The organism is Arenibacter aquaticus, assembly GCF_003957295.1.
In the GTDB taxonomy this organism is placed as follows: Bacteria; Bacteroidota; Bacteroidia; order Flavobacteriales; family Flavobacteriaceae; genus Arenibacter; species Arenibacter aquaticus.
In genome coordinates this window covers 550,821-572,015 of sequence record NZ_RQPJ01000003.1, presented here as the reverse complement: position 1 = coordinate 572,015, position 21,195 = coordinate 550,821, and the positions used below count along the sequence as shown (strand labels likewise).

Here is a 21,195-nt window from a genome sequence, read left to right as displayed (position 1 = left end):
CAAGTATTTATTACCATTCAGCAAAATTGCCATCTTGGTTTCTCCAAATTGGATTAGCCCAATTATGTCCAATTTTTTGGCCTTCTTTCAATTTTTCTTCGTTAATCTCGATTCCGAGACCTGGTTTTTCAAACAATTTGATATATCCATTTTCTACTTCCAAAGCTTCTGGATTTAATACATAGTCCAAAATATCATATCCTTTATTGTAATGTATCCCTAAGCTACTTTCTTGTATGACGGCATTTGATGATACAAAATCAAGTTGTAAGGCAGAAGCAAGTGATATAGGTCCTAAGGGACAATGTGGTGCTATAGCAATGTCATATGCTTCTGCCATTGTAGCAATTCTTCTTACCTCGGAAATTCCACCCGCATGACTAAGATCTGGTTGAATAATGTCAACAACTCCATGATTAAGAATACCCTTAAAATCCCATCTAGAGAACATTCGCTCTCCTGTTGCTATTGGAATACTTGTGTATGAATAAATATGTTTCAATGTGTCATTATTTTCACTTAGTACCGGTTCTTCTATGAACATTGGCTCATACGGTTCAAGTTCATCTATAAGTCGTTTAACCATTGGCTTATGTACTCTTCCGTGGAAATCCAATCCAATATCCAAATCGTGTCCAAATTCCTCCCTTAACAATTTGATGTTATTTGCTACTTTTTTTATATCCTTTAATGATGATACCCAATCCATTGCACCTGTAGCATTCATCTTAACTGCTTTATAACCTTGCATCACTTTGGCATGGGCTTGTTCCAAAACAACATCTGGATTGTCTCCACCAATCCAACAATACATTTTCATTTTATGTCGTACTGCCCCACCCAACAGTTCATAAACAGGCACATTTAAGAACTTACCTTTAATATCCCATAAAGCTTGATCAATTCCCGATATGGCACTCATCAAAATAGGCCCTCCTCTATAGAAACCGCCTCTATAAAGAATTTGCCAAATATCTTCAATATTGTTTGCGGTACGTCCAATTAAATATGGCTCTAGCTCTTTTATACAAGCAGCCACTGTATCTGCTTTTCCTTCAACCACAGGCTCACCCCAGCCTATGATACCACATTTGGTGGTGATTTTAATAAAAAGCCATCTTGGTGGAACTTTAAACAATTCTATTTTTTCAATTTTAAGTTGGTCCATATTTATTTCGATGTTATTTGAATGAATTTATTCGCCGTACTTTTTATATTTTCCAAAGCATTACTACCATTGTTGGATTGTGTCAAAATACTTCCTAGGCCAACACCTGTTGCACCTGCCTCCAACCAATCTTCTATATTGAGTAAGTTTATACCTCCAACAACGAAAAAGTTTACCTTGTCCAAGGGAGCTTTGATGGATTTGAAGTAATCAATACCAAGGTTTCCAGCTGGAAATAATTTAATAATATCAGCACCGTTTTCTACGGCAACACAAACTTCTGTGGGTGTTGCAGCTCCCATTAAGACAGGAATATTGTTCTTATGGGCAATTTGAATTACATCTATATTGGTATTTGGCGTAACGAGGAATTGTGCCCCCGCCTGGATTGCATTTTTAGCAATGGAAGCGTTCGTTACAGTACCAGCCCCAATTAAGATGTCTCTATCAGAATAGAGGCTTCTGGCACTAGTGATTTCATCACAAAAACCAGGTGTATTTGAAGTGATTTCAAGTACTTTTAGTCCTCCGCTAATTAAGCTTTTTAGTAAGGTAGGGACTTCTAATTGTTCCTTTAACCGAACAATTGCTACAATTTTTTCTTTCTTGATTTTTTTAACTATATCTTCTTTTTTCATCTTAATACGTGACCTCCAATTTTACCTTCCATTATTGAAAGAATTTCTTTTTCGCAACTAGTGTGCTGATCTCCTTTAATTGTATGTTTTAATGCAAACGCTGCTGTTGCAAAATCAACTATTTTTTTGTTGTCCCAACCTTGATTTATGGCATGTAAAGTAGCCGCAGCAAATGCATCACCCGTTCCGAAACGATCAGAAATTGAGACGTCTATAGTTTCTGAAATAGTATATTTTGAGTCGGATAGAAAAATAGCAGAGACTTTATTTTGACTTGCTGAAATATGTTCTCTAGCCGTAAAAGCTAATTGTTTTATTCCGAATTTTTCAGCTGCTTTCGTAGTTGCTTCTATTGTTTGGTCCATTGACGAACCACCTATGGTTGTTAAGTTATAAACATCTTTTAATACACCTGCATTACCAAATAATAGATCTGAATATTCTAAAATTTGATCAAAAATTTTGCGGGCATCAGCAGGGTCGTTCCAAAGTGACCTACGATAATTCATATCAAAGGCTACCTTTACTCCCATATGTTTGGCTACTTTTGCGGCTTTTAATGTTTCTTCTGAACATTGCTCGGAGAGAACGGGGGTGATACCGGAAAGAAAGATCCATTTTTTATTTTTTAAAATTTCATTCCAGTTGAACTCGTTAGTCCCAATTTCGCTAATAGAAGAATTGGACCGGTCATAAATAACACTTGAGGGGCGAATCGATGTGCCAACTTCTATGAAATACGTGCCAATTCTTTTTCCTCCTCTGGTTATAAATTTTGTGGAGATGCCGTACGATCGTAACGAAGCTATGGCCGCGTCCCCTAATTGATTTATGGGAAGTTTAGTAATGTGGTCGACCTGATTGCCAAGCACACCCAATGAACTGGCTACATTTGATTCTGATCCTGCAAAACTAGCTTGATAAAGTCGCGATGAACTAATTTTTGTGGCATGATTGCCAGGAGTCAACCGAAGCATGGTTTCCCCAAACGTAATAAAACTCACTTCTTTTGTATGGTTTTAGAGTAGTTGGTCTGTGTTTCAATAATATGGTCCCTCATAGCTTCTGAGGCTTTTTCCGAATTTTGACCAATAATTGCCTGTAGTATATTCTCATGATGTTCTAACATTATTTCCTTGTCTTTTAGGGTGTTGCCATCAGTGGGTTTCGCATAGACTATTCTTTTAAATTTTGGCATTAAATTGAAAATAGGACTTAACAGCAAGTCCAAAACTTGATTGTTAGCAATGGAAAGGAGTGTCCTATGAAAATCATTATCTAATTCTGTCTCTCTTTTTTTATCATTTAAATCACAATTGCGCATCGCGGTCATGTTATTCCTTAGTAGCTCTACATCCAAGTCGTTGCGATATTTTGCTGCCTGTGCTGCTATGGCGGGTTCAATAATTAATCTTGCGTTAATTGTTTGTAGAATTACATCTTCATCAGTAGATAGCTCAAAAAAGATGTTTAAAATTTCAGAGGCATTCTTAATACTCATCTCCGAAACGTAAACACCACTCCCTCTTTTTACTTCTACGATACCCTTTGCGCTCATCTTTTTAACAGCCTCTCGTACGGCAGTTCGGCTGACATTAAACATATCGCAAAGATCACTTTCAGTTGGGATTTTGTTTCCGGGTAAATATTTTCCTGCTCTAATTGCTTCTGTTAATTCAAATTCTACCTGTTGTGTTAGAGTTTTACGTGGTCCTACTGGTGTAAACATTTTTAGGTGGGTTTATTAATTAAATTTAATCTAAAATGTACGACATCATACAAATTTAATGATTAATTATAGTATGGACAAAAAAGTTCTCCTTCTAAATCAATATCCTGCAGATTAAAAGGTGATATAATCTATTTTATCCACAAGTTTTCGGCTCTAAGGCTGTAATTCTATAGAGTAATACAAGCAGAAGAGTGATTGTTATTTAACGTCACAACATAGAAATTAATCATAGAATATTTTTGAATCCTAAACCTAACTTACGAAAACCATTTATACCCTGTGAGACATTAATTAATTTTTAAGTTGCAAAGAGGATCCCGGCCATTGGAGAGGACGAGTTTTTTTTATGTTCTTTCTTCGGTTTAGCTAACATTTCAATCTCAAAATATAAATTCTGTTCAATACCTACAGAGCGGTTAGGATTATTATTTCTTATTTGTTTTTTTTATTCATTTCCAGGATGATTTTCTTCATTTCAATTTTTGAAGGGCGCGGCCGTTTTCTAAAAGCATTGGATTTTCCGGTTTCACGGTCAAATTCGTCCGGGGTTCTAAACGCAGGTAGACTGTCTTTGGTTATTTTACGGATGTTTTTCATTTTTGAGCGCAATGTATTAAGTTCATTTTTATATAGAGGATTGCCCGCTAGGTTTGTGAGCTCAAAAGGGTCGTTTACTACATCATATAATTCCTCTGCCGAACGCGGTAATGTAAAGCAGGCCATCTGGGCTTCTGATAGTTGATTCTTTTCCTTTAATTTTATCATGGACTGGAAAGTGCCGCCAACAAAAGCATCGGCTGACGGTGTATTGGGCAGATCGGTATAGAAATTTTTAATGTATTTATACTTTTTGGTACGGATAGCCCTTGCGTAATCCTCATAATCGTGCCAGTGGTCCTCGGCATAGATCATTTCCCTGGACGTTTTTTCTGGCTGTGTCAGTAAAGGAGAAAAATCTACTCCCTCATAGGTTGGGGATACTTCCAATCCGGCCAGCTTTAAAAACGTTGGTGCAATATCAATTGAGCTAACCAAGTTTTGGCAGCTAGAACCAGCCTGTACTACCTTGGGCCATTTTACGACCCACGGGGTTTTAATTCCCCCATCGTAGAGCGTTGTCTTATCCCGTGGGAACGGCCTGCCGTTGTCACTAATTAAAAGTATAAGGGTATTATCTGTAACCCCTTGTCGGTCCAATTCCGCTATAACCTTGCCAACGTAGTTGTCCAAGCGGGTAATTTCGTTGTAGTAGTGTACAAAATCTTCCCTTACTTCTTCGGTATCCGGAAAGTAGGGGGGGAGAATTACATCCTTTTGTTCATGGGGGGTGTCTATAATTCCTTCTGAATACGGGCGGTGGGGGTCTACTGCAGCAAACCAGAGAAAGAAGGGTTGGTCTTGGGGCCTTTGTTGTAAAACTGGCACCCAATTTTCACATCCACTGCCGTCCCCTATTTGTTTGGTTTTTTCTCCTGTTGGCGATAGTTGAAACCCATGGGTTCCGACATCCATGACAAGATCAAATCGATCTTTTATGGCCTCGCCCAAATGCCATTTTCCTGCCTGTGCCGTCCAATAGCCCGAAGCTTTCAATTCTTCCACAAAGGTTTTCTTATTTGCAGGCAACGGCCAGTGCAGTTGTTCTGCGTCGGTGTTATGCGGGTAAAGTCCAGTTATTATACTGGTCCTACTGGGGCTGCAGGAACTGGCGGTTAGGAAGGCATTGTCAAATCGCATCCCATCCTTGGCCAGTTGGTCTATATTGGGGGTTTTTATATTTGGGTGTCCATAGGCACCGCTATCGTCCCAGGCCATATCATCGGCTATGATGAATACGATGTTTGGGGTCTCTACTTGGGGGTTTTTATTTTCCTTTTTAGAAGCGCAAGAAATGATGAACAAGGCCGTAACAAATGGGAAACAACGTTTAATGTATTTATACATATTGATTTTATTTGGAATATGGGTTTAGGTTAACACGTAGTAGATAATCATCGGCGGTGATAAAAAGATATCGATTGTCATCACTGAAAGCACAGTTACCCGTTTTTTTATCGGTTCTGATGGTTCCCAAGTGTTTTCCTGTGGGAGAGATAACCAATACTCCGTCGGGGCCAGCCAAGAATATGTTACCGTGTTTATCTATTTTCATACCATCGGGAGACTGCTTGCTGATACTATTGCTTCTGAGTTCAGTAGCGTCAAAAAACACTCGTTTATTGTCTACTTTTCCATCACCTACAAGGTCATAGGCCAGTATTTTGGGAAACTGAGTGTCGGAGTCCGCTACGTACAGTATTTTGTTGTCGTTGGATACGGCTATACCGTTCGGAGCTTTTATGCTATCGTCCAGGAGTTTAAGTTTTCCATTCTTTCCAAAGAAGAAGACGCCATTAAATCCGATGTCGCTTTTTTTATCACCAAGACCAAAGGAGGGATCTGTGAAATAAAGGTTGCCATGGCTGTCATAAACCAAATCATTTGGGGAATTAAATCTTTTTCCCTTGTAATGGGTGATAATAGGCTCAAAATTGGGGTTAATAGAATCCTTTAAGCTGGTAAGTTTACTTATTGCCCGATCTCCAACCTGGCAAAGGACTAGTTTTCCTTTAGGGTCAAGTATTAGCCCATTGGATCCTTTTTCCTTATAGCCTGTAATGCGGCCTGTATAGCCGGAGGGAGCCATATATAGGCTTAACCCGTCCAAGTTGTTCCATTGATAGATTTTATTTTCGGGGACATCCGAGAAGAGAATTTTTTGTCCATAGGGTTGCCAGACCGGACCTTCTGACCAGTTAAAGCCTTCGGCCACCAATTCTATTCTCGCATGTTTTGATACCAGGGAATCAAAGGCGGGATCCAAACGTTCTATCCAACCATAGGATGGATACTTTTTTAGGGAATCCAAAATCATCTCAAATCGCTCTTTAATCGTTTTGGCTTCTTGACTAATTTTTGCGTTAGCAAGTGTGTCCTTTTCCAATACATCATTTTTAATATTGTAGAACCTGCCATCCCCGTATAGTTTAAAATTATCGTTCAGTACAAATTCGGAAGGGGCAAACTGATCTTTGTCCCAACCAGGTTTAGGGTCATAGCTCATATAAACCCAATCGCGCCTTTTGGATGGCTGTTCTTTAAGGACAGCTAGGAAACTCTCCCCATCAGTATGAAAATCTTTGGGGAGCGGGGTCTCGGCCGCTTCCATAATGGTGGGTAGAAAATCTATCGCATCAACAAACTCATCACTGTGGCTACCAGCCTTTATTTGGCCGGGCCAATTGGCAATAAAGGGCACTTTAATACCTGCTTCGGTTGTTAGTCCTTTGCCACCACGGACCGTTCTATTTCCCATTTGGGAAGTGATGCTTTGGTGGGTGCCATTATCTGAATACAGTAGTATTAACGTTTCTTCCCGCAGTCCTTTTTCTTCCAAATTGGTGACGATGTCCCCTATTATCTTATCTAGGTATTCTACCATGTCCTTAAAGTGAACGGTGCTGTCCACCAATCTGTTTTCAGGCTTTGTCCATGCGCTGCTATTGGGGGTGGGCGTAAAGGGACTGTGGGTAAGGGCCATGGGGTAATACACAAAAAAGGGCTTGTTGTTTTGTCTGCCTACAAAATCATTGAGATAACCCGTAAAAATATCAGGACCGTATTGGCCCTTGGTATGGGTCAGGATTTTACCGTTCTGAAAAATGGTAGGGTCGGCATAACGGGAACCTTTGTCCTCGGTATGTGCCGCATGGAACATACTGTATTCGTCAAAGCCGGCATTAGATACTTTCATTCCCCTTCCCCTTCGGTATTCAGAGCCGGGGTATTCTGGAGGGTCATAGCTCTGTAATTGCCATTTCCCCACCATACAAGTGGCGTAACCCGCGCCTTTCATAAGATGACCAAAGGTTTTCTGTTTGCTGTTCAGGATTCCAAAAGCTTCCCAATTGCGAAAATTGTATTGGCCCGTCATCAATTTAACCCGGGTAGGGGTACATAAGGGTTGGGCATAGGCCTGGTTGAACTGCATGCCTGTCGCTGCCAATTTATTTATGTTGGGAGTTTTATAAGAAGTTCCTCCATAGCTTTCTAGTGCCTCGTATCCCAAGTCATCTACCATGATAAGTATAATATTCGGACGTTTTTTTTGGGGCTGTTGAGCGTTGGACAAGGTAGAGCACAAAAGGGCTAGGAGCCCTAAATACAAAGAGTTGCTTATTTTGAAGGTCATTTTTTCTTTCTTTTGGTGGATACTGTTTCTGAATATCTGAATTCGCCAGTTCTTCCATCGTAGAATTGGAAGATAACTTGAGGGTGCTCATAGGCTACCCAACGTTTTTTTCCCAATTGTTGGGGATTATTAAAAACATTGTTGATCTGTACAATGCAATAATGGGGGTACATACGCTCTGGCCTGGGGATGTCATCCAATACAAAGCTGGACCAACGAATATCCATCTCCCTTTTGTCAAATTGGTAAAGACCGGATTTAGGGCGATTGCCTTCATCGGACAATCGGTGGTTTACCGAGTTATGGGGGCCTGCGCAAAATTCCCAGATATGGTCGGTAATTTTAACCGCAAAACTATTGTGAAGGTCACCTGTTAATACAAATACGGGTTGTTCCAGGCCTTCCCAGAAATTGATCAGCTTTTCGCGCTCGTCCAAAAAGACGGTCCAAGATTCGTCCTTGTTGCTTGTCATGGCGTAGCCTCCCGCTCCAATATGTGGGATCATAAAGGGAACCGAGGAAAAAAGGAATAAGAAATCGGCCTGGCTATTTTTCATTTCCTCTTTTAGCCATTGCAATTGGTCTTTGCCAAGCATGGTTAAGCCGGGTTGGTCCCTGTTTTGGGTGTCGTGCCATTCGCGATGGGTTCGGGTATCCAACAGGAAAAAATCGCAATTCCCAACAGTAAATTTGGAATAGGATTTTCTGGCTATGGAGTAATCACCGGAACCGTTGGCAACTGCAGCCGGTGAAATTCGCAATTTGTGTTTGTTGATGACCTCCACTATATCGTAAACCTTTGAATTGGGATTGCCATCGTCTATTGAATCCAAGGCAATCTCATCCACTCCGGCGGTAGGAGTGCCCCAAAGAACGTGCAGATTGCCCATTTGCTTAAGGTCCATTGCGGTAAAGTCAGTTTTTGGGTCGGTAAGAATATCGGAACCCTTTTTGAAATTACCTTTCCCAAATTGGATGTCTTGATCAAATTCTATTGGATTGGCCCATCCAAGGTAATCGTACCATGCGGCAGTGCCAATGTCCCTAAAAACGGTACGCCGATCTCGCCGTCCTGCGGTACCTGCTCCCCAAATGTCATTGATCAGCTCATGGTCATCAAAAGTAAAGTATGAGGGCACATGTCGGTGCCATTCGGCCAGATTTTCGGCCTTGTCCAAGTAGGATTTGTAATTTTCCCAAACCCCCACAACAGTTGGGGCGTGGGACACTACCTTTGGTTTGCCGTTTTCACCTATCTCATTTGCCTTTAACCATTCGGACAGTGGATAATCCCGTTTTTCCTCGTACAGCCAATCTCCGTTCATAACCGCAAAATTTATTTTATCCTTAACTTCGTTTAGCATGGTAGTATAGGTGGGTAGGCTGGGCCCAATACCGTTCGCGGGATTCTGACTCGCACAGGAGCCATATTCAAACCTAAAGTTGAAAAGTCCTTCTGGGTTATGTGTTCCGTTTACATAATCCTTGGCGTCTGGCAAGGTTCTGAAACTTCCTTCCTTGCTCTTGTTTCCGTCCACTTGAAGGTAATATGAATAGACAGTATCCGGTTCCAGATTGGTTAAGGTGGTCCAGCCGGTAGTGTCATCGGCCCTAAATGAATTGGCTTCAACGCTTTTGGGGGTCTGGTAAGTGTCTTCAATTTTTTGATAGACGATGTTAAACGGGCCCGGGCTTGCCGTTCTTCCCCAAATACGGACCGAATTATGGGTGATATGGCCTAAAATTGGACCATGGGTAATGGTGTTCCCCACTTGGGACCAGGAAGGGAAGGTAATTATTAAGAACAAAATTCTTAATTTTAATACTATCTGCATAATCATTGGTTTTGGTTATTTATATCAATTTGAACATACCTTAAACTTGGAGTTATGTTTATTTAACTTTTTTTGAATGCCTTCATAAATTATATTATTTAGAATTGTGTAAACAGGTAGTTGCTATATTCTGGATGCCAATTTTTGACTTTGAACATAACTCATAATCGATGATGGATTCAGGAATTTTCAATACAACCCTTGTTGTAAATATCTATTTATATTCATTTCTAAAATGTTTGTACGGGTTCTTGGCTTTTATGATTTATAAATATTTACCGTATTAATGTCTCTACTCACTAGATGTCCCCCAAAAAAAGAATACACATCTCAAGGTTTTTTTTTTCGATGTGGTATTAATTCAGAGTGAATAATTATCTGTCTAATAACCTTTGTCAGTTCAAATTCAAGTTGTTTAAGAAAACTAAAGTGGTTATTAGGATTCATATTTTTACTCTAAAGATGTAATACATCATACAAATTAAGTCAATTCTAATTTAAATACCAAGAAAGTTTATTTGCGATGCATGAACTAGCCTCTTTCACAGTTTGAATCTAATTTGCTATTTAACCTAGAGAGTACAATGGCCCCATAGATTAATGTTAGCTAATAAAATTATGTATGTTCTTAATGCGGAAAAGTACTTATAGTTCTATTGTTCAACAATACCTGTCAAATAACACGGACCATCAAGCTCATTCGCTTTAACCAAAACATGGTTGGAGGGCTTTTTAAATAATTTTCGGAAGTCTAAAAGGAATTATGGTCCAGACCTTTAGGGATTACTTCTGTAGGTACTACCATAAAGCACAGTTATGGATGATAAATTTATTTACCAAGCGTTAAGAGTTTTTGTCCCTAAATGAAGCCAATTGATATCCAATTTAGTCATTATCCCATTAACTGGGATTGTTGACTATACCTTAAGACACTGGGACTTTGTGAGCAACCGAATACCAATATGCATTCAGGTCAAGGATCTATATCCGAAAACGTGTAGGAAGTAATCTTCTCTTAAATAGATATGGCTTTTAGGGTTAAAAATTAGGGGGAAGAAATAAGGTAACTAAGATGTTTGTACTGCAACTATTTTATCAATTAAAGTTGTATTTGTTTTTAAATTGGGGTAATTTACTACCTTTAAAGACCAGAATTGATAGGCTGTATAAGTCCATCATATAAAAAAAACTTGATATTGGTATATGGCATGGCATTTAGACTTGGGTAGGTATTAAAGATGTAAGAGATGAAACTAACATACAAACAGACCGAAAAGAGACCAGAGAATTCTTTCTTGGCTAGACAGGATAGAATGCCATACATTGGGCAGGATTGGCATTTTCATAAAGAATTGGAGCTTATTTATTTTATCAAAAGTACCGGTACCCGCTATGTAGGGAACTCCATAGGTAATTTTGGCCCGGGGGAATTATATTTGATAGGGAGCAATGTTCCACACTTGTTCAGAAATGATAGGGAGTATTATGCCGATAAATTGGAGGATGAGGCGGTAGATCTAATAGTCATTAAATTTGAAGCTGATTTTTTGGGCGCTAGCTTTTTGGACTTGACGGAAGCCAAAAGGCTACAATCTCTATTTCAAGTGGCGAATAAGGGTATTAAATTCTCCAAAGCGGCCACCTATCTTGTGCATAATCATATTTTGGGATTAGTTGGAAACAATGGTCTCTCAAGCATTATAGGCCTTCTGAATATTTTGGATATACTGTCCATTAGCGAAAATTACACGACTCTTTGTTTGGAAGCTATAACAAATACTTTTAACCAAAATGAAAAGGATCGTATGGCCAGGATTATCTCATACCTTAATGAAAATTTCGAAAATAAAATAGAATTGGATCAAGTAGCGGCTATTGCCTATATGACTCCAAATGCTTTTTGTAGATATTTCAAAAAACGTACCCATAAATCTTTTACCCAATACCTTAATGAGATACGCTTAAGACATGCCTGTAAGCTTTTAATTGAAGGTAAATTGCAGGTTGCCACCATATGCTATCAATCAGGTTTTAATACCTTGACCAATTTTAATAGACAATTTAAGGCTCTTATGAAAATTACGCCTTCTGAATATATGGAAAAATATAACCAAAGACAGGAGGTCGTTTAAAAAGTTCTGAAGTCTTTACAGTTCCTTTTTATCTTAAGGGGATTTGACCTAATGTAGGCAAAAACTCAATCACTGTCTATTTGTGGGTATAATAATGTTGGTCAATGGTAAAAGGGAGATAGCCGGGGGTTTTACTAAATCATAACTTTGAAGTTGCCAAAAGCTTACAATTTTATAACCAAATGCCTTCCATATGACCGCTCTTCTGATATTATTTTCCTGCATAATACTGTTAATTGTATCGGTTACAGTATTCAAGGTGCACCCTATTCCAGCTTTACTTATTTGTGGACTTATATTGGGTTTGGCCACAGGTGGTTCGGTTGCAATGGTAACGGATAGTTTATTGAGCGGCTTTGGAAATACCTTAAAATGGATAGGTCTTATTATCTTATTCGGCACCTTATTGGGCGAAATACTGGCAGAAACTGGTGGTGCCGATGTTATTGCAGATAGTATCATTAATTTATTTGGGGTAAAATACTTGCCATTGAGTATGGCGATAATAGGGTTTCTTATAGGGATACCTGTATTTATGGATGTTGCGTATTTAACATTACTGCCTACTATAATGGTGCTATCCAGAAAATCCGGTCATTCTGTTTTGACCTTGGGATTGTCACTGGCTATGAGTTTAACTGTAGCTCATGCGTTAATTCCACCTACTCCTGGACCTTTGGCGGTTGCGGCCATTCTTGGAATTAGTTTGGGGGATATTATCCCTTTTAATGTACTTGTGGCAATTGGGGCTATAACAGGCGGAATGATTTGGTTATGGCTCAACAAGAAATATTTGAATATCAATTCAGGTTCCGTATCTGCTATAGATTCTGAGGATAAAAAACAGTTAACGGGTTTTAAAAGGGTTTTACCTTTTGCGGCATTATTGGTTCCCCTAATATTAATGTCTATCGGCACTATATTTCACAGTGATAACCCTATTATCGAATTTGTTGAAAATCCTGTTTGGGCCTTGATGATCGGAGTGGCTATTGCCTTGCCATTGATGGATACCAAGAATTTTTCACTTACACTGAACAAATATTTTCAAACCTCCGGAGCCAAATCTGCCATTGTTATTTTAATTACTGGAACGGGAGGTGCATTTGGACAGGTTATAAAGGATACGGAGATAGTTAATTCCTTGTTTGGGGAATCAGGGAGTATAGAGGCTATGGGTATTGTTATTCCTTTCTTACTTAGCTTTTTGTTTACTACGGTCACGGGTTCTATTACGGTATCATTGATCACAACGGCATCTATCATCGCTCCTTTGGTTTCCAATGGCACTCTTGATCCCGCCTTCACCGCAGCAGCCATTGGAGCAGGTTCTTTAGGCATAATTCATGTAAATAGTAGTTTTTTCTGGTTGTTTAAGGAGGTTCACGATTATTCGGTTACCAAACTCCTTAAAACATTTAGTCTGTTGAGCGCTGTGGTTTCCCTAAGTGGAGGTCTTTTAATCCTTTTTATTTATTTATTACAGGGTTAATTGCAACCATACCTTGGTTGCTTTTATGAATTCTTATAGATACAAGTGAACCGGCCTTGTTATATGTGACTGCATATTGTTGAACCTTCACATATTTTGCAGCAAACTAGAGACATGTTAAAATAATGTTAGTCCTAGGTAAAATCCATTTACACCTCAGCTTCATATTAATTTTTCTTTGTAGTGGAAGATTCAAGGCATAGTCCAAAAATCTTTTACAAGTTTAAATAAATACATAAATGGACTCATATTTTTTAGCGATTACCTTGGTAATTTTTGCAAGTTTTTTTCAGGGAACTTTTGGATTGGGAATGAAATACATGGCACCCTTAAAATGGGAAGCCTGGTGGTTGGTACATGCCTTTGTGGCTATGATATTGGTTCCAGTATTGTGGGGCTTTATCGCGATACCCGATTTGTTAGGGGTAATATCCCATACCGATAGCACTACCTTATGGTTAGCGGCATTTTACGGTTTTCTTTGGGGAATAGGCGGTATTCTTTTTGGGGTCAGCGTGGAAAAAACAGGAATTTCCATTACCTATGGTATTGTTATGGGGTTGGCCGCATCTATGGGGTCTATAATTCCTTTATTTCAGATTGATGGCGCCTTTTCGCAACCCTCCTTTCCAATTATTCTTTTAGGGGTAGCCCTGCTTTTGGTAGGGGTTGCCATTACAGCTGTTGCAGGGGTTAAACGGGACAAGCTAAGGGCAGGTGACTCATCCAACAATAAGGCTATAGGAATGGGGGTATTGATTGCCGTGGCCTCTGGAGTCCTCTCTGCCTTTCTAAATGTAGGTTTTGCAAACGCGGCCCCAGTAGCACAAACTGCTGTTGATGAATTTGGAGTAGGCACACAAAATGCCAGTTTGGCTTCGTGGGTAGTGGTCCTTCTAGGTGCTTTTGCGATGAACGGAGGGTATGCTATTTTTCGTTTGGTGCAAAACAATTCATGGAACTCCTTCAAGGTAACAGGTAGTAAAAAAGCTTACGGCTGGGCCATTTTGGCAGGTGTTTTTTGGTTCGCTGCCTTGGGCGTATACGGACAGGGAGCAGCATTGATGGGTGATTTAGGTCCTGTAATTGGTTGGCCCATTTTACTCGGTCTAGCACTTATTATCAGTAATGTTTGGGGTTACAGGGCCGGTGAGTGGAAGGATTCCGGTACGTCTTTTAAGATATTGCTGGGTGGTTTGTTTGTGTTAATTGTTGCCATTTGCATACTTGGATATGCCAATTACTAGGACTGGATTATTTTTTAAAAAGAAATATATGAATTTAGATATGAAGATAACAAAGATAGAACCCTTCGTAATTACCCATAAGTTAGACACTCCCTTCTATTTCTCCCAGTGGCAATACGACACGAGGAAAATCTGCCTAGTGCGTATAACCTTGGAGGATGGTACCTACGGTTGGGGTGAGGGGTATGGTCCGGCAAATGTTATTAAATCAGGAATAGAGTTTTTTAAGCCTTTTATCATGGGCAAAAATGCTTTGGACCATGAGGTGTTATGGCAAGAAATGTACCGGCGTTCAATGGATTATGCCCGAAGTGGTTGTCTCCAAGCTGCCATCAGTGCTTTGGATGTGGCACTTTGGGATTTAAAAGGGAAAATATTTGAGCAACCAGTATCTAAGTTGCTAGGGGGTATTAAGAATCCTATTATTCAACCTTATGCCACTGGCCTATATTTTACCCGTGTAGATAATCTGGAGGAGCAATTGATTGAAGAAGCCTTACTTTATAAGTCCCAAGGTTTCAAAGCTACTAAGATGAAGGTGGGACTAGGAATTGATGAGGATGTTAAATATGTGGCTGCGATCCGCAAAGCTATTGGGGCCGATATGAAATTGATGATCGACTCCAACCACGCTTACAGCTATAAGGAAGCCATTGAATTGGCTAGAAAAGTTGAAAAATATGATATTTCCTGGTTTGAGGAGCCCGTTTCCCCAGAAGACTATGACGGGTATCGAAGGCTTAGAGAAAACACTTCCATACCAATAGCCGGTGGGGAATGTGAGTATTTAAAATTTGGCTTTAAACGCTTGCTGGAAAACCATTGTATAGATATTGCCCAGCCGGATATATGTGCGGCTGGTGGTTTAACCGAAGCCAAAAGGATAGCTACTTTGGCACAGGCGTACAATAAAGATGTGGTACCCCATACTTGGGGAACCTGGATTGCCATTAGTGCTGCAGTTCATTTTGTGGCGAACCTAGATCAGAACCCTGGAAGAATGTATAACGAGATACCTACTATGGAGTTGGATAGAACGGAAAATGCCTTACGTGATGAGGTTACCAAGCACCAGATTCAAATCAAGGACGGTCTGTTGCAGGTGCCAGACTTACCTGGATTGGGAATAGAGGTGGATATGGATGCATTGGAAAATTATTTAGATAAAGAAACGCAGGATCATGGAACAAAACTTAAAATTCGGAAATAAAAATTTATACATTGATGGGCAATTGATAAAAGCATCAAATGGCGAATCATTTGAAGTTATTTGTCCCGCAAATGAAAAACCCATTGCCACTATTGCATGGGCCCAGAGGGACGATACGGAACGTGCTCTGGAATCTGCACAGAAAGGTTTTGAATCATGGTCTCAATTGCCATTGAAAGTACGGATAAGGTGGATCGAAAAATTGAGGAATACACTGCTTGAAAATAGCGACTTGCTCCGTGAAAGTATTATGTATGAGATGGGGAAGACCTGGGAAGGCAGTGAAGAAGATATGACTAGTATCACCAATTCCCTAAAGTATTATTCTGAGGAAATAAAACAACGCCATGATATTGCCATAGAAGATAAAGAAGGCACACATGAGCACCGAATCGTTTCACAACCATTAGGAGTGGTCGTTGCCTTTTTGGCCTATAATTTCCCTTTATTGAACCTTGGTTTTAAATTGGGGCCAGCTTTGGCGGCGGGATGTAGTATAATTTTGAAACCTTCCGAGTTTTCTCCTTTATCAGCCTATATTATTGGGGAACTATGTGAGGAAATTAACTTTCCAAAAGGTGTAATTAATATTATTTGTGGTGATGTCCAAGATGTTGGTATCCCCCTTTGCGAAAGTAAAATACCGAGATTGATTACCATGATAGGCTCTACAGAAACAGCACAAAAACTCATTGGCCAAAGCAGTAAAACTTCTATTAAAAGATATAGTATGGAATGTGGGGGAAATGCTCCCTTTATCGTTTTTGATGATGCTGATATGGAGCTGGCTATAAATATTGGTGCCGCATTGAAAACAGGGAACACTGGCCAAATATGCGTTGCGCCGAACCGTTTTTTTGTACACCACTCCGTGATCGATATATTTATTGAGGGTATGGTGAACAAATTTAAAAATACCCTTATTGGTTTTGGTAGGGAAAATCACCCGGACATGGGCCCTCTTACCAATAAACAATCTGTACAGAAAGTTGAGAACATTGTTAAGGAGGCGGTTGCTCAAGGTGGACAACTTTTATATGGGGGACACCCAATTGATAGACCTGGTTATTATTTTGAACCTACGGTCATTAAATTAAATGATCAAAATGCCAAAATTTTGCAAAAGGAGATTTTTGGTCCGGTAGCTATAATTGTACCTTTTTCTACAAAAGAAGAAGTTGTGGCATTGGCTAACGATACCAATGCAGGTTTGGCGTCCTATGTATTTTCATCCAATAATGATATACTTAATTATTTCTCGTATAAATTGGATTTTGGTGAAGTACAATTGAATGGGGTAAAATACGACATTTATTTACCACATGGCGGTGTTAAAAATAGTGGTATTGGAGTAGATTGTTCAACATACGCTCTAGATGATTATCTCATTAAAAAAAGGGTAACCAAAGCGTTATAAGAAGCATGGGACTACCAGAAAAATTTATTAGCTGCGATTGGGGAACATCCAATTTTAGACTCCGTTTGGTGGATTCCCATTCATTAACGGTACTTTCCGAAATCAGTTCTAATATGGGGATTAAAAAGTGTTATCAGTTGTATAAACAACAGGATGAACAGTCCCAGCAGGCCTTTTTTGCAGATTATTTGTTGGCACAGTTGGGAAAACTGGATGTGGACGAAGCTGATAGTGGCTATATAGTGGCGTCTGGAATGCTGTCATCTTCCATAGGCATGCAGGAATTGGAGTATTGTGAATTGCCTATCGCCTTTAATGGGGAAGATCTAAAAAGCGAGAAGATTGGAATAGGCAATTGTATAAATCTGCTTTTAATCTCCGGAGCCAGAACCAATAGCGATGTAATGCGAGGGGAAGAGATACAGGCCATTGGTCTTTCGGATTACCTACCTGAACAGGAGAAGGGGATTCTATTGTTGCCCGGAACCCATAGTAAACATGTCCAATTTGATACGGGGCACTTTATAGATTTCACAACCTATATGACCGGGGAATTATTTGAGATGCTAGGGAAACACAGTATTTTATCGACCTCTCTGGACCAAGTGGAGTGGAGCCCATCATTTAAGGATGTTTTTGTGAAAGGAGTTAAAAAAGGAGTTGCAAATCAACAGATGGCATCGTTTTTTTCAATCAGGGCAAATAGTTTGATACATAAAACTCCAAGTAAGGAAAACTATTATTATTTATCTGGATTGTTAATAGGTGCAGAGTTGGGCTATTTGAAGTATAGAAGTGAAACGGTTTACTTGGCGGTTACTGGAATACAAAACCAACTGTATCAATTGGCTTTAAAATGCTTCCTCCCGTTGGATCGAATAGTTTGTTTAGAGCCACAATTGATAGAAACGGCCCTACTGGTCGGTCAGAGAAAAATTTTAGAAAAACATGTTAAATAAAAAATCATTTTCCTGGGAATTGTACAATGAGTCTCCAATAGTGGGTATTGTACGGGGAGTATCAATGGATGTTATGCGGGATGTAGCCAAGGCCTATCTCAAGGCAGGTTTGCATACTATTGAAATCACCATGAATACCTCAGCAGCCACTGAAATTATCTCAAATCTAAGGAACGAATTTCAGAGCCTTAATGTGGGAGCTGGTACGGTCTGCAATATGGAAGATTACAATAGGGCCGTGGAAGCAGGTGCCCAGTTTATTGTGACTCCTATTATAGATGAAGAGGTTATCAAAACAGCTGTGGCTCAAGAGGTGCCAATTTTCCCTGGAGCATATTCCCCCACAGAAATTTACAGAGCCTGGCACCTAGGGGCATCAGCGGTTAAGATCTTTCCTGCTACCCAACTTGGAGTTCAATTTATAAAGGACATATCAGCTCCGCTAAACAATATTAAACTTTTACCGACTGGGGGTGTTTCTTTAGAGAATATTAAGTCCTTTTTTGAGGCTGGGGCAGTAGGCGTGGGCATGGGCAGTTCGCTCTTCGACAAAAAGTTAATGGAGAAAAGGGATTTTGAAGGCCTTGCTGATCATTTTGAAAAAGTAAGAATGGAAGTAAAGGAATCTTAAAAACGATAGTAAAAGTCTAACAAAATTGCCAGGTTATAGCATTATACCTTGAAGGGGCAATAATACCAAAAAAATATAGTATTATGAAGAGATCAAAAGTAATAGGGAGCTTATTTACAATCTTTCAGTTTGTAATTTTTACGGGTTTAGCCAGTAATGGCAATATATCTTTTAACACCGCTCAGGTAGATCCAGTTGTGTTGGAAAACGCCGCTGTTAAGGTGACCGTTAATTCTGCGAGTGGTTGTTTTTCGGTGCTGGAGAAAAAAACTGGTCAAGTATGGGGATCCGATCCTTGGGAAAACGCAGCAGGCCTGCTTAACTTGACGGATGCGAAAGGTAAAAAGCAGACCGTTAATCTTTCTAAAAGCAAAAATATAGAGGTTTTCAAAAAAGATGCAGAAACAGTAAAGATAAAATTTATAGACCCGGTTCTTGAAAATGGGACCGTGGCCAAGGGTGTCCGTATCGGGACTCAATTGAAATTGGATCAAAGTGGGGGGATTTTAAACGTGCAGATTGCCGAGCATCAAGGGGGGAGTTATAAGTTACTGGATTTGCGTTATCCAGCTAGACAGTTTAGTCTTAAGACGGATGAAGATAAAGGAGCGGCAGTAATTCCGCAAAAACAAGGGGTAATTTGCCCATCTTATATTTTCCCTATGAATGGTGGACGTTTTTGTAAATGGGATGACGCTACCTATAACAATAAATCAGTAGGGTCATTGCAATTGTTCAATAATGGTACCGGATTAACAATGCCTTGGTGGGGAACTTATAATGAAAAATCGGCCGTTGTAGGTATTTTGGAAGAAAACTCAAGGCCTGATATGATGTATAATATTAACAATAATGGGCAATATCTATTTAATCCAAAAGGGGAGATGTCGCCCTATCGACGAATCGTTTTTTTGGACCCTATTTGGAAATTAAACGTAGATGATGGGAAAATGGCCATTGACTACCACTTTATTCCTGAAGGGGATTATGTGGATATGGCGAAAATTTATAAAAAGGAAGCTGTTAAAAAGGGCTATTTTGTAACACTCAAGGATAAGCTTGCTAGAAATCCTAATGTAAATAAATTGCCAGGAGCTATTTATTTTGGCATATATGGGGGATACCCACATTATGTGAACATGCCTGGGATGGCGTTTACTTTTGATGAATTAAAGGAGACTATCAGAAGCATTCATGAGGATTTAGGGGTCCATAAGGCTTTTATACATGCTTGGGGAACTTTCTCCAATTTTGTGCCGCACAACTTCCCTATTAGTGAGGAGTTGGGTGGTCCGGCCAAATTAAAGGCTGCAGTAGACTTGGCAAAATCATATGGTTACTTGTATTCTTCCTATCATGCCTATTCCCCAATGTTGGAAAATGATCCCGATTTTACTACAGAGCTCATGCAGAGGGATGAGGAAGGGAAACTCATGAATACCGGGAGCCGCTGGGCCCGTGTAGATCCTAAATTTCAAAAATCCCTTGCCCAGAAAAATATTGAAAATGAAATCTCATATCTTGGCCTGGAAGCGGATATAACAGATATAACGTTTGCGGCTTATCGTGAAAATGGCAAGGAGGGCAGATTGGAGTTGGCTAAATATATAGATAGTTTTAATCTGGTAAACGGTACGGAACACGGTCAGGAACAATGGATTCCCTATTTTGATATGTTTGAAGGTATGACCTATTTGGAAAATAGGCCTCTATCTGTAATTTCACACCCCGCTCCCTTGTTCAATTTGGTATATCACGAGGCCATTGCAAATTTTGGAAAGATACAGGATCCGGACAATGAGGTTACCGCTAATGGTGATTTTAGGATAAAAACCTTACGTAGTATGCTGTTCGGAAGGGGAACCACTATATTTTTTGCCCCCTATGAGTTTGAAGGCATGAGGCCAATGATCAAAATGGCCCAAAAATTAGTGAGTCCGGTGCATAAGGAAACTTTCTTTTCCGAGTTGTTGAGCCATGAGTATCTAAGCGCCGATTTTAAGGTGCAGCGAAGCCAATTTTCAAGTGGAACGGAGGTAGTGGCCAATTTGGGACCGGTGGCACAGATAATTGAAGGGAATATCAGTATTCCGGGTTATGGGTATAGAATCACTATGCAGGATGGAACTGTAAAAAGCGGCCACTTTGAAGTAAACTTAACTGTAGACTAATTTTAAATGTGGGTCAACTTATATTTATAATAAACAAATAATACTGTGTAGATGTAATACGCTTGTAGGCAAATGGGCATCCCAGCATAGGAAGAAAGATACTGGGGAGGGGTTTACGAAGCCAGAAGGATTCATTATACAGAATTCGAAAAAGGTCAGTACAAAATAGAAAGGGTAAAGTTCAAAAATTATAACCCTATGCCGGAAATGACGTGATTTGACACTAAACGTTCGGACTAACGCAACATGTGTACCCATCTATTACTGGAGTTAGTGGATTAAAATATTCCACTGAAATACTTCAGTCTGTCCCATTACTAGGTCTATTGGGG

The 21,195-nt window shown here is 39.7% G+C and carries 15 protein-coding genes; 8 read left to right on the top strand and 7 right to left on the bottom strand.

Annotated elements, in window-relative coordinates:
• Positions 1-10 precede the first annotated feature (10 nt).
• From dgoD to EHW67_RS08995, 7 genes are all read right to left on the bottom strand, one after another.
• Positions 11-1,168, bottom strand: a complete 1,158-nt coding sequence (gene dgoD / locus EHW67_RS09025; protein ID WP_126162046.1) for a galactonate dehydratase — start codon at positions 1,166-1,168, stop codon at positions 11-13.
• Between the two features lie 2 nt (positions 1,169-1,170).
• Positions 1,171-1,806, bottom strand: coding sequence for a bifunctional 4-hydroxy-2-oxoglutarate aldolase/2-dehydro-3-deoxy-phosphogluconate aldolase (locus tag EHW67_RS09020; protein ID WP_126162045.1), 636 nt, complete (start codon positions 1,804-1,806; stop codon positions 1,171-1,173).
• Positions 1,803-2,810, bottom strand: a complete 1,008-nt coding sequence (locus EHW67_RS09015; RefSeq protein WP_126162044.1) for a sugar kinase — start codon at positions 2,808-2,810, stop codon at positions 1,803-1,805. The genes EHW67_RS09020 and EHW67_RS09015 overlap by 4 nt, the downstream gene beginning before the upstream one ends.
• Positions 2,807-3,535: a FadR/GntR family transcriptional regulator gene (locus EHW67_RS09010; protein WP_126162043.1), complete on the bottom strand. Its 729-nt coding sequence runs from the start codon at positions 3,533-3,535 to the stop codon at positions 2,807-2,809. Before EHW67_RS09010 ends, EHW67_RS09015 begins: the two co-directional genes overlap by 4 nt.
• 435 nt (positions 3,536-3,970) lie before the next feature.
• On the bottom strand, positions 3,971-5,482 hold the full coding sequence (locus EHW67_RS09005; protein ID WP_126162042.1) for a sulfatase family protein: 1,512 nt from the start codon (positions 5,480-5,482) through the stop codon (positions 3,971-3,973).
• A gap of 7 nt (positions 5,483-5,489) precedes the next feature.
• Positions 5,490-7,769 (bottom strand): sulfatase-like hydrolase/transferase, encoded by a 2,280-nt coding sequence (locus EHW67_RS09000; protein ID WP_126162041.1) that lies wholly within the window; start codon positions 7,767-7,769, stop codon positions 5,490-5,492.
• The gene (locus EHW67_RS08995) at positions 7,766-9,604 is read right to left on the bottom strand and encodes an alkaline phosphatase D family protein (RefSeq protein WP_202911941.1); all 1,839 of its coding nucleotides are present in this window, start codon (positions 9,602-9,604) and stop codon (positions 7,766-7,768) included. The genes EHW67_RS09000 and EHW67_RS08995 overlap by 4 nt, the downstream gene beginning before the upstream one ends.
• Positions 9,605-10,851: 1,247 nt before the next feature.
• On the opposite strand from EHW67_RS08995, the gene EHW67_RS08990 reads away from it, so the two are divergent.
• The 8 genes from EHW67_RS08990 to EHW67_RS08955 all read left to right on the top strand — a co-directional run bounded on the left by EHW67_RS08990 (position 10,852) and on the right by EHW67_RS08955 (position 20,863).
• Complete coding sequence (locus EHW67_RS08990; RefSeq protein WP_126162039.1) at positions 10,852-11,736, top strand: AraC family transcriptional regulator; 885 nt, start codon at positions 10,852-10,854, stop codon at positions 11,734-11,736.
• Between the two features lie 193 nt (positions 11,737-11,929).
• Positions 11,930-13,228: a GntP family permease gene (locus tag EHW67_RS08985; protein WP_126162038.1), complete on the top strand. Its 1,299-nt coding sequence runs from the start codon at positions 11,930-11,932 to the stop codon at positions 13,226-13,228.
• Between the two features lie 239 nt (positions 13,229-13,467).
• Positions 13,468-14,475, top strand: coding sequence for an L-rhamnose/proton symporter RhaT (locus tag EHW67_RS08980; RefSeq protein WP_126162037.1), 1,008 nt, complete (start codon positions 13,468-13,470; stop codon positions 14,473-14,475).
• A 28-nt stretch (positions 14,476-14,503) separates the two neighbouring features.
• Positions 14,504-15,685 (top strand): mandelate racemase/muconate lactonizing enzyme family protein, encoded by a 1,182-nt coding sequence (locus tag EHW67_RS08975; RefSeq protein ID WP_238389876.1) that lies wholly within the window; start codon positions 14,504-14,506, stop codon positions 15,683-15,685.
• Positions 15,657-17,102 (top strand): aldehyde dehydrogenase family protein, encoded by a 1,446-nt coding sequence (locus EHW67_RS08970; protein ID WP_126162036.1) that lies wholly within the window; start codon positions 15,657-15,659, stop codon positions 17,100-17,102. Before EHW67_RS08975 ends, EHW67_RS08970 begins: the two co-directional genes overlap by 29 nt.
• Before the next feature lie 5 nt (positions 17,103-17,107).
• Positions 17,108-18,061 carry a 2-dehydro-3-deoxygalactonokinase gene (locus EHW67_RS08965; protein WP_126162035.1) on the top strand — a complete coding sequence of 318 codons (954 nt, stop codon included), beginning with the start codon at positions 17,108-17,110 and terminating at the stop codon, positions 18,059-18,061.
• Positions 18,051-18,692, top strand: coding sequence for a bifunctional 4-hydroxy-2-oxoglutarate aldolase/2-dehydro-3-deoxy-phosphogluconate aldolase (locus EHW67_RS08960; protein ID WP_126162034.1), 642 nt, complete (start codon positions 18,051-18,053; stop codon positions 18,690-18,692). The genes EHW67_RS08965 and EHW67_RS08960 overlap by 11 nt, the downstream gene beginning before the upstream one ends.
• An 83-nt stretch (positions 18,693-18,775) precedes the next feature.
• The gene (locus EHW67_RS08955) at positions 18,776-20,863 is read left to right on the top strand and encodes a DUF5696 domain-containing protein (protein WP_126162033.1); all 2,088 of its coding nucleotides are present in this window, start codon (positions 18,776-18,778) and stop codon (positions 20,861-20,863) included.
• The last annotated feature ends 332 nt before the right edge of the window (positions 20,864-21,195 follow it).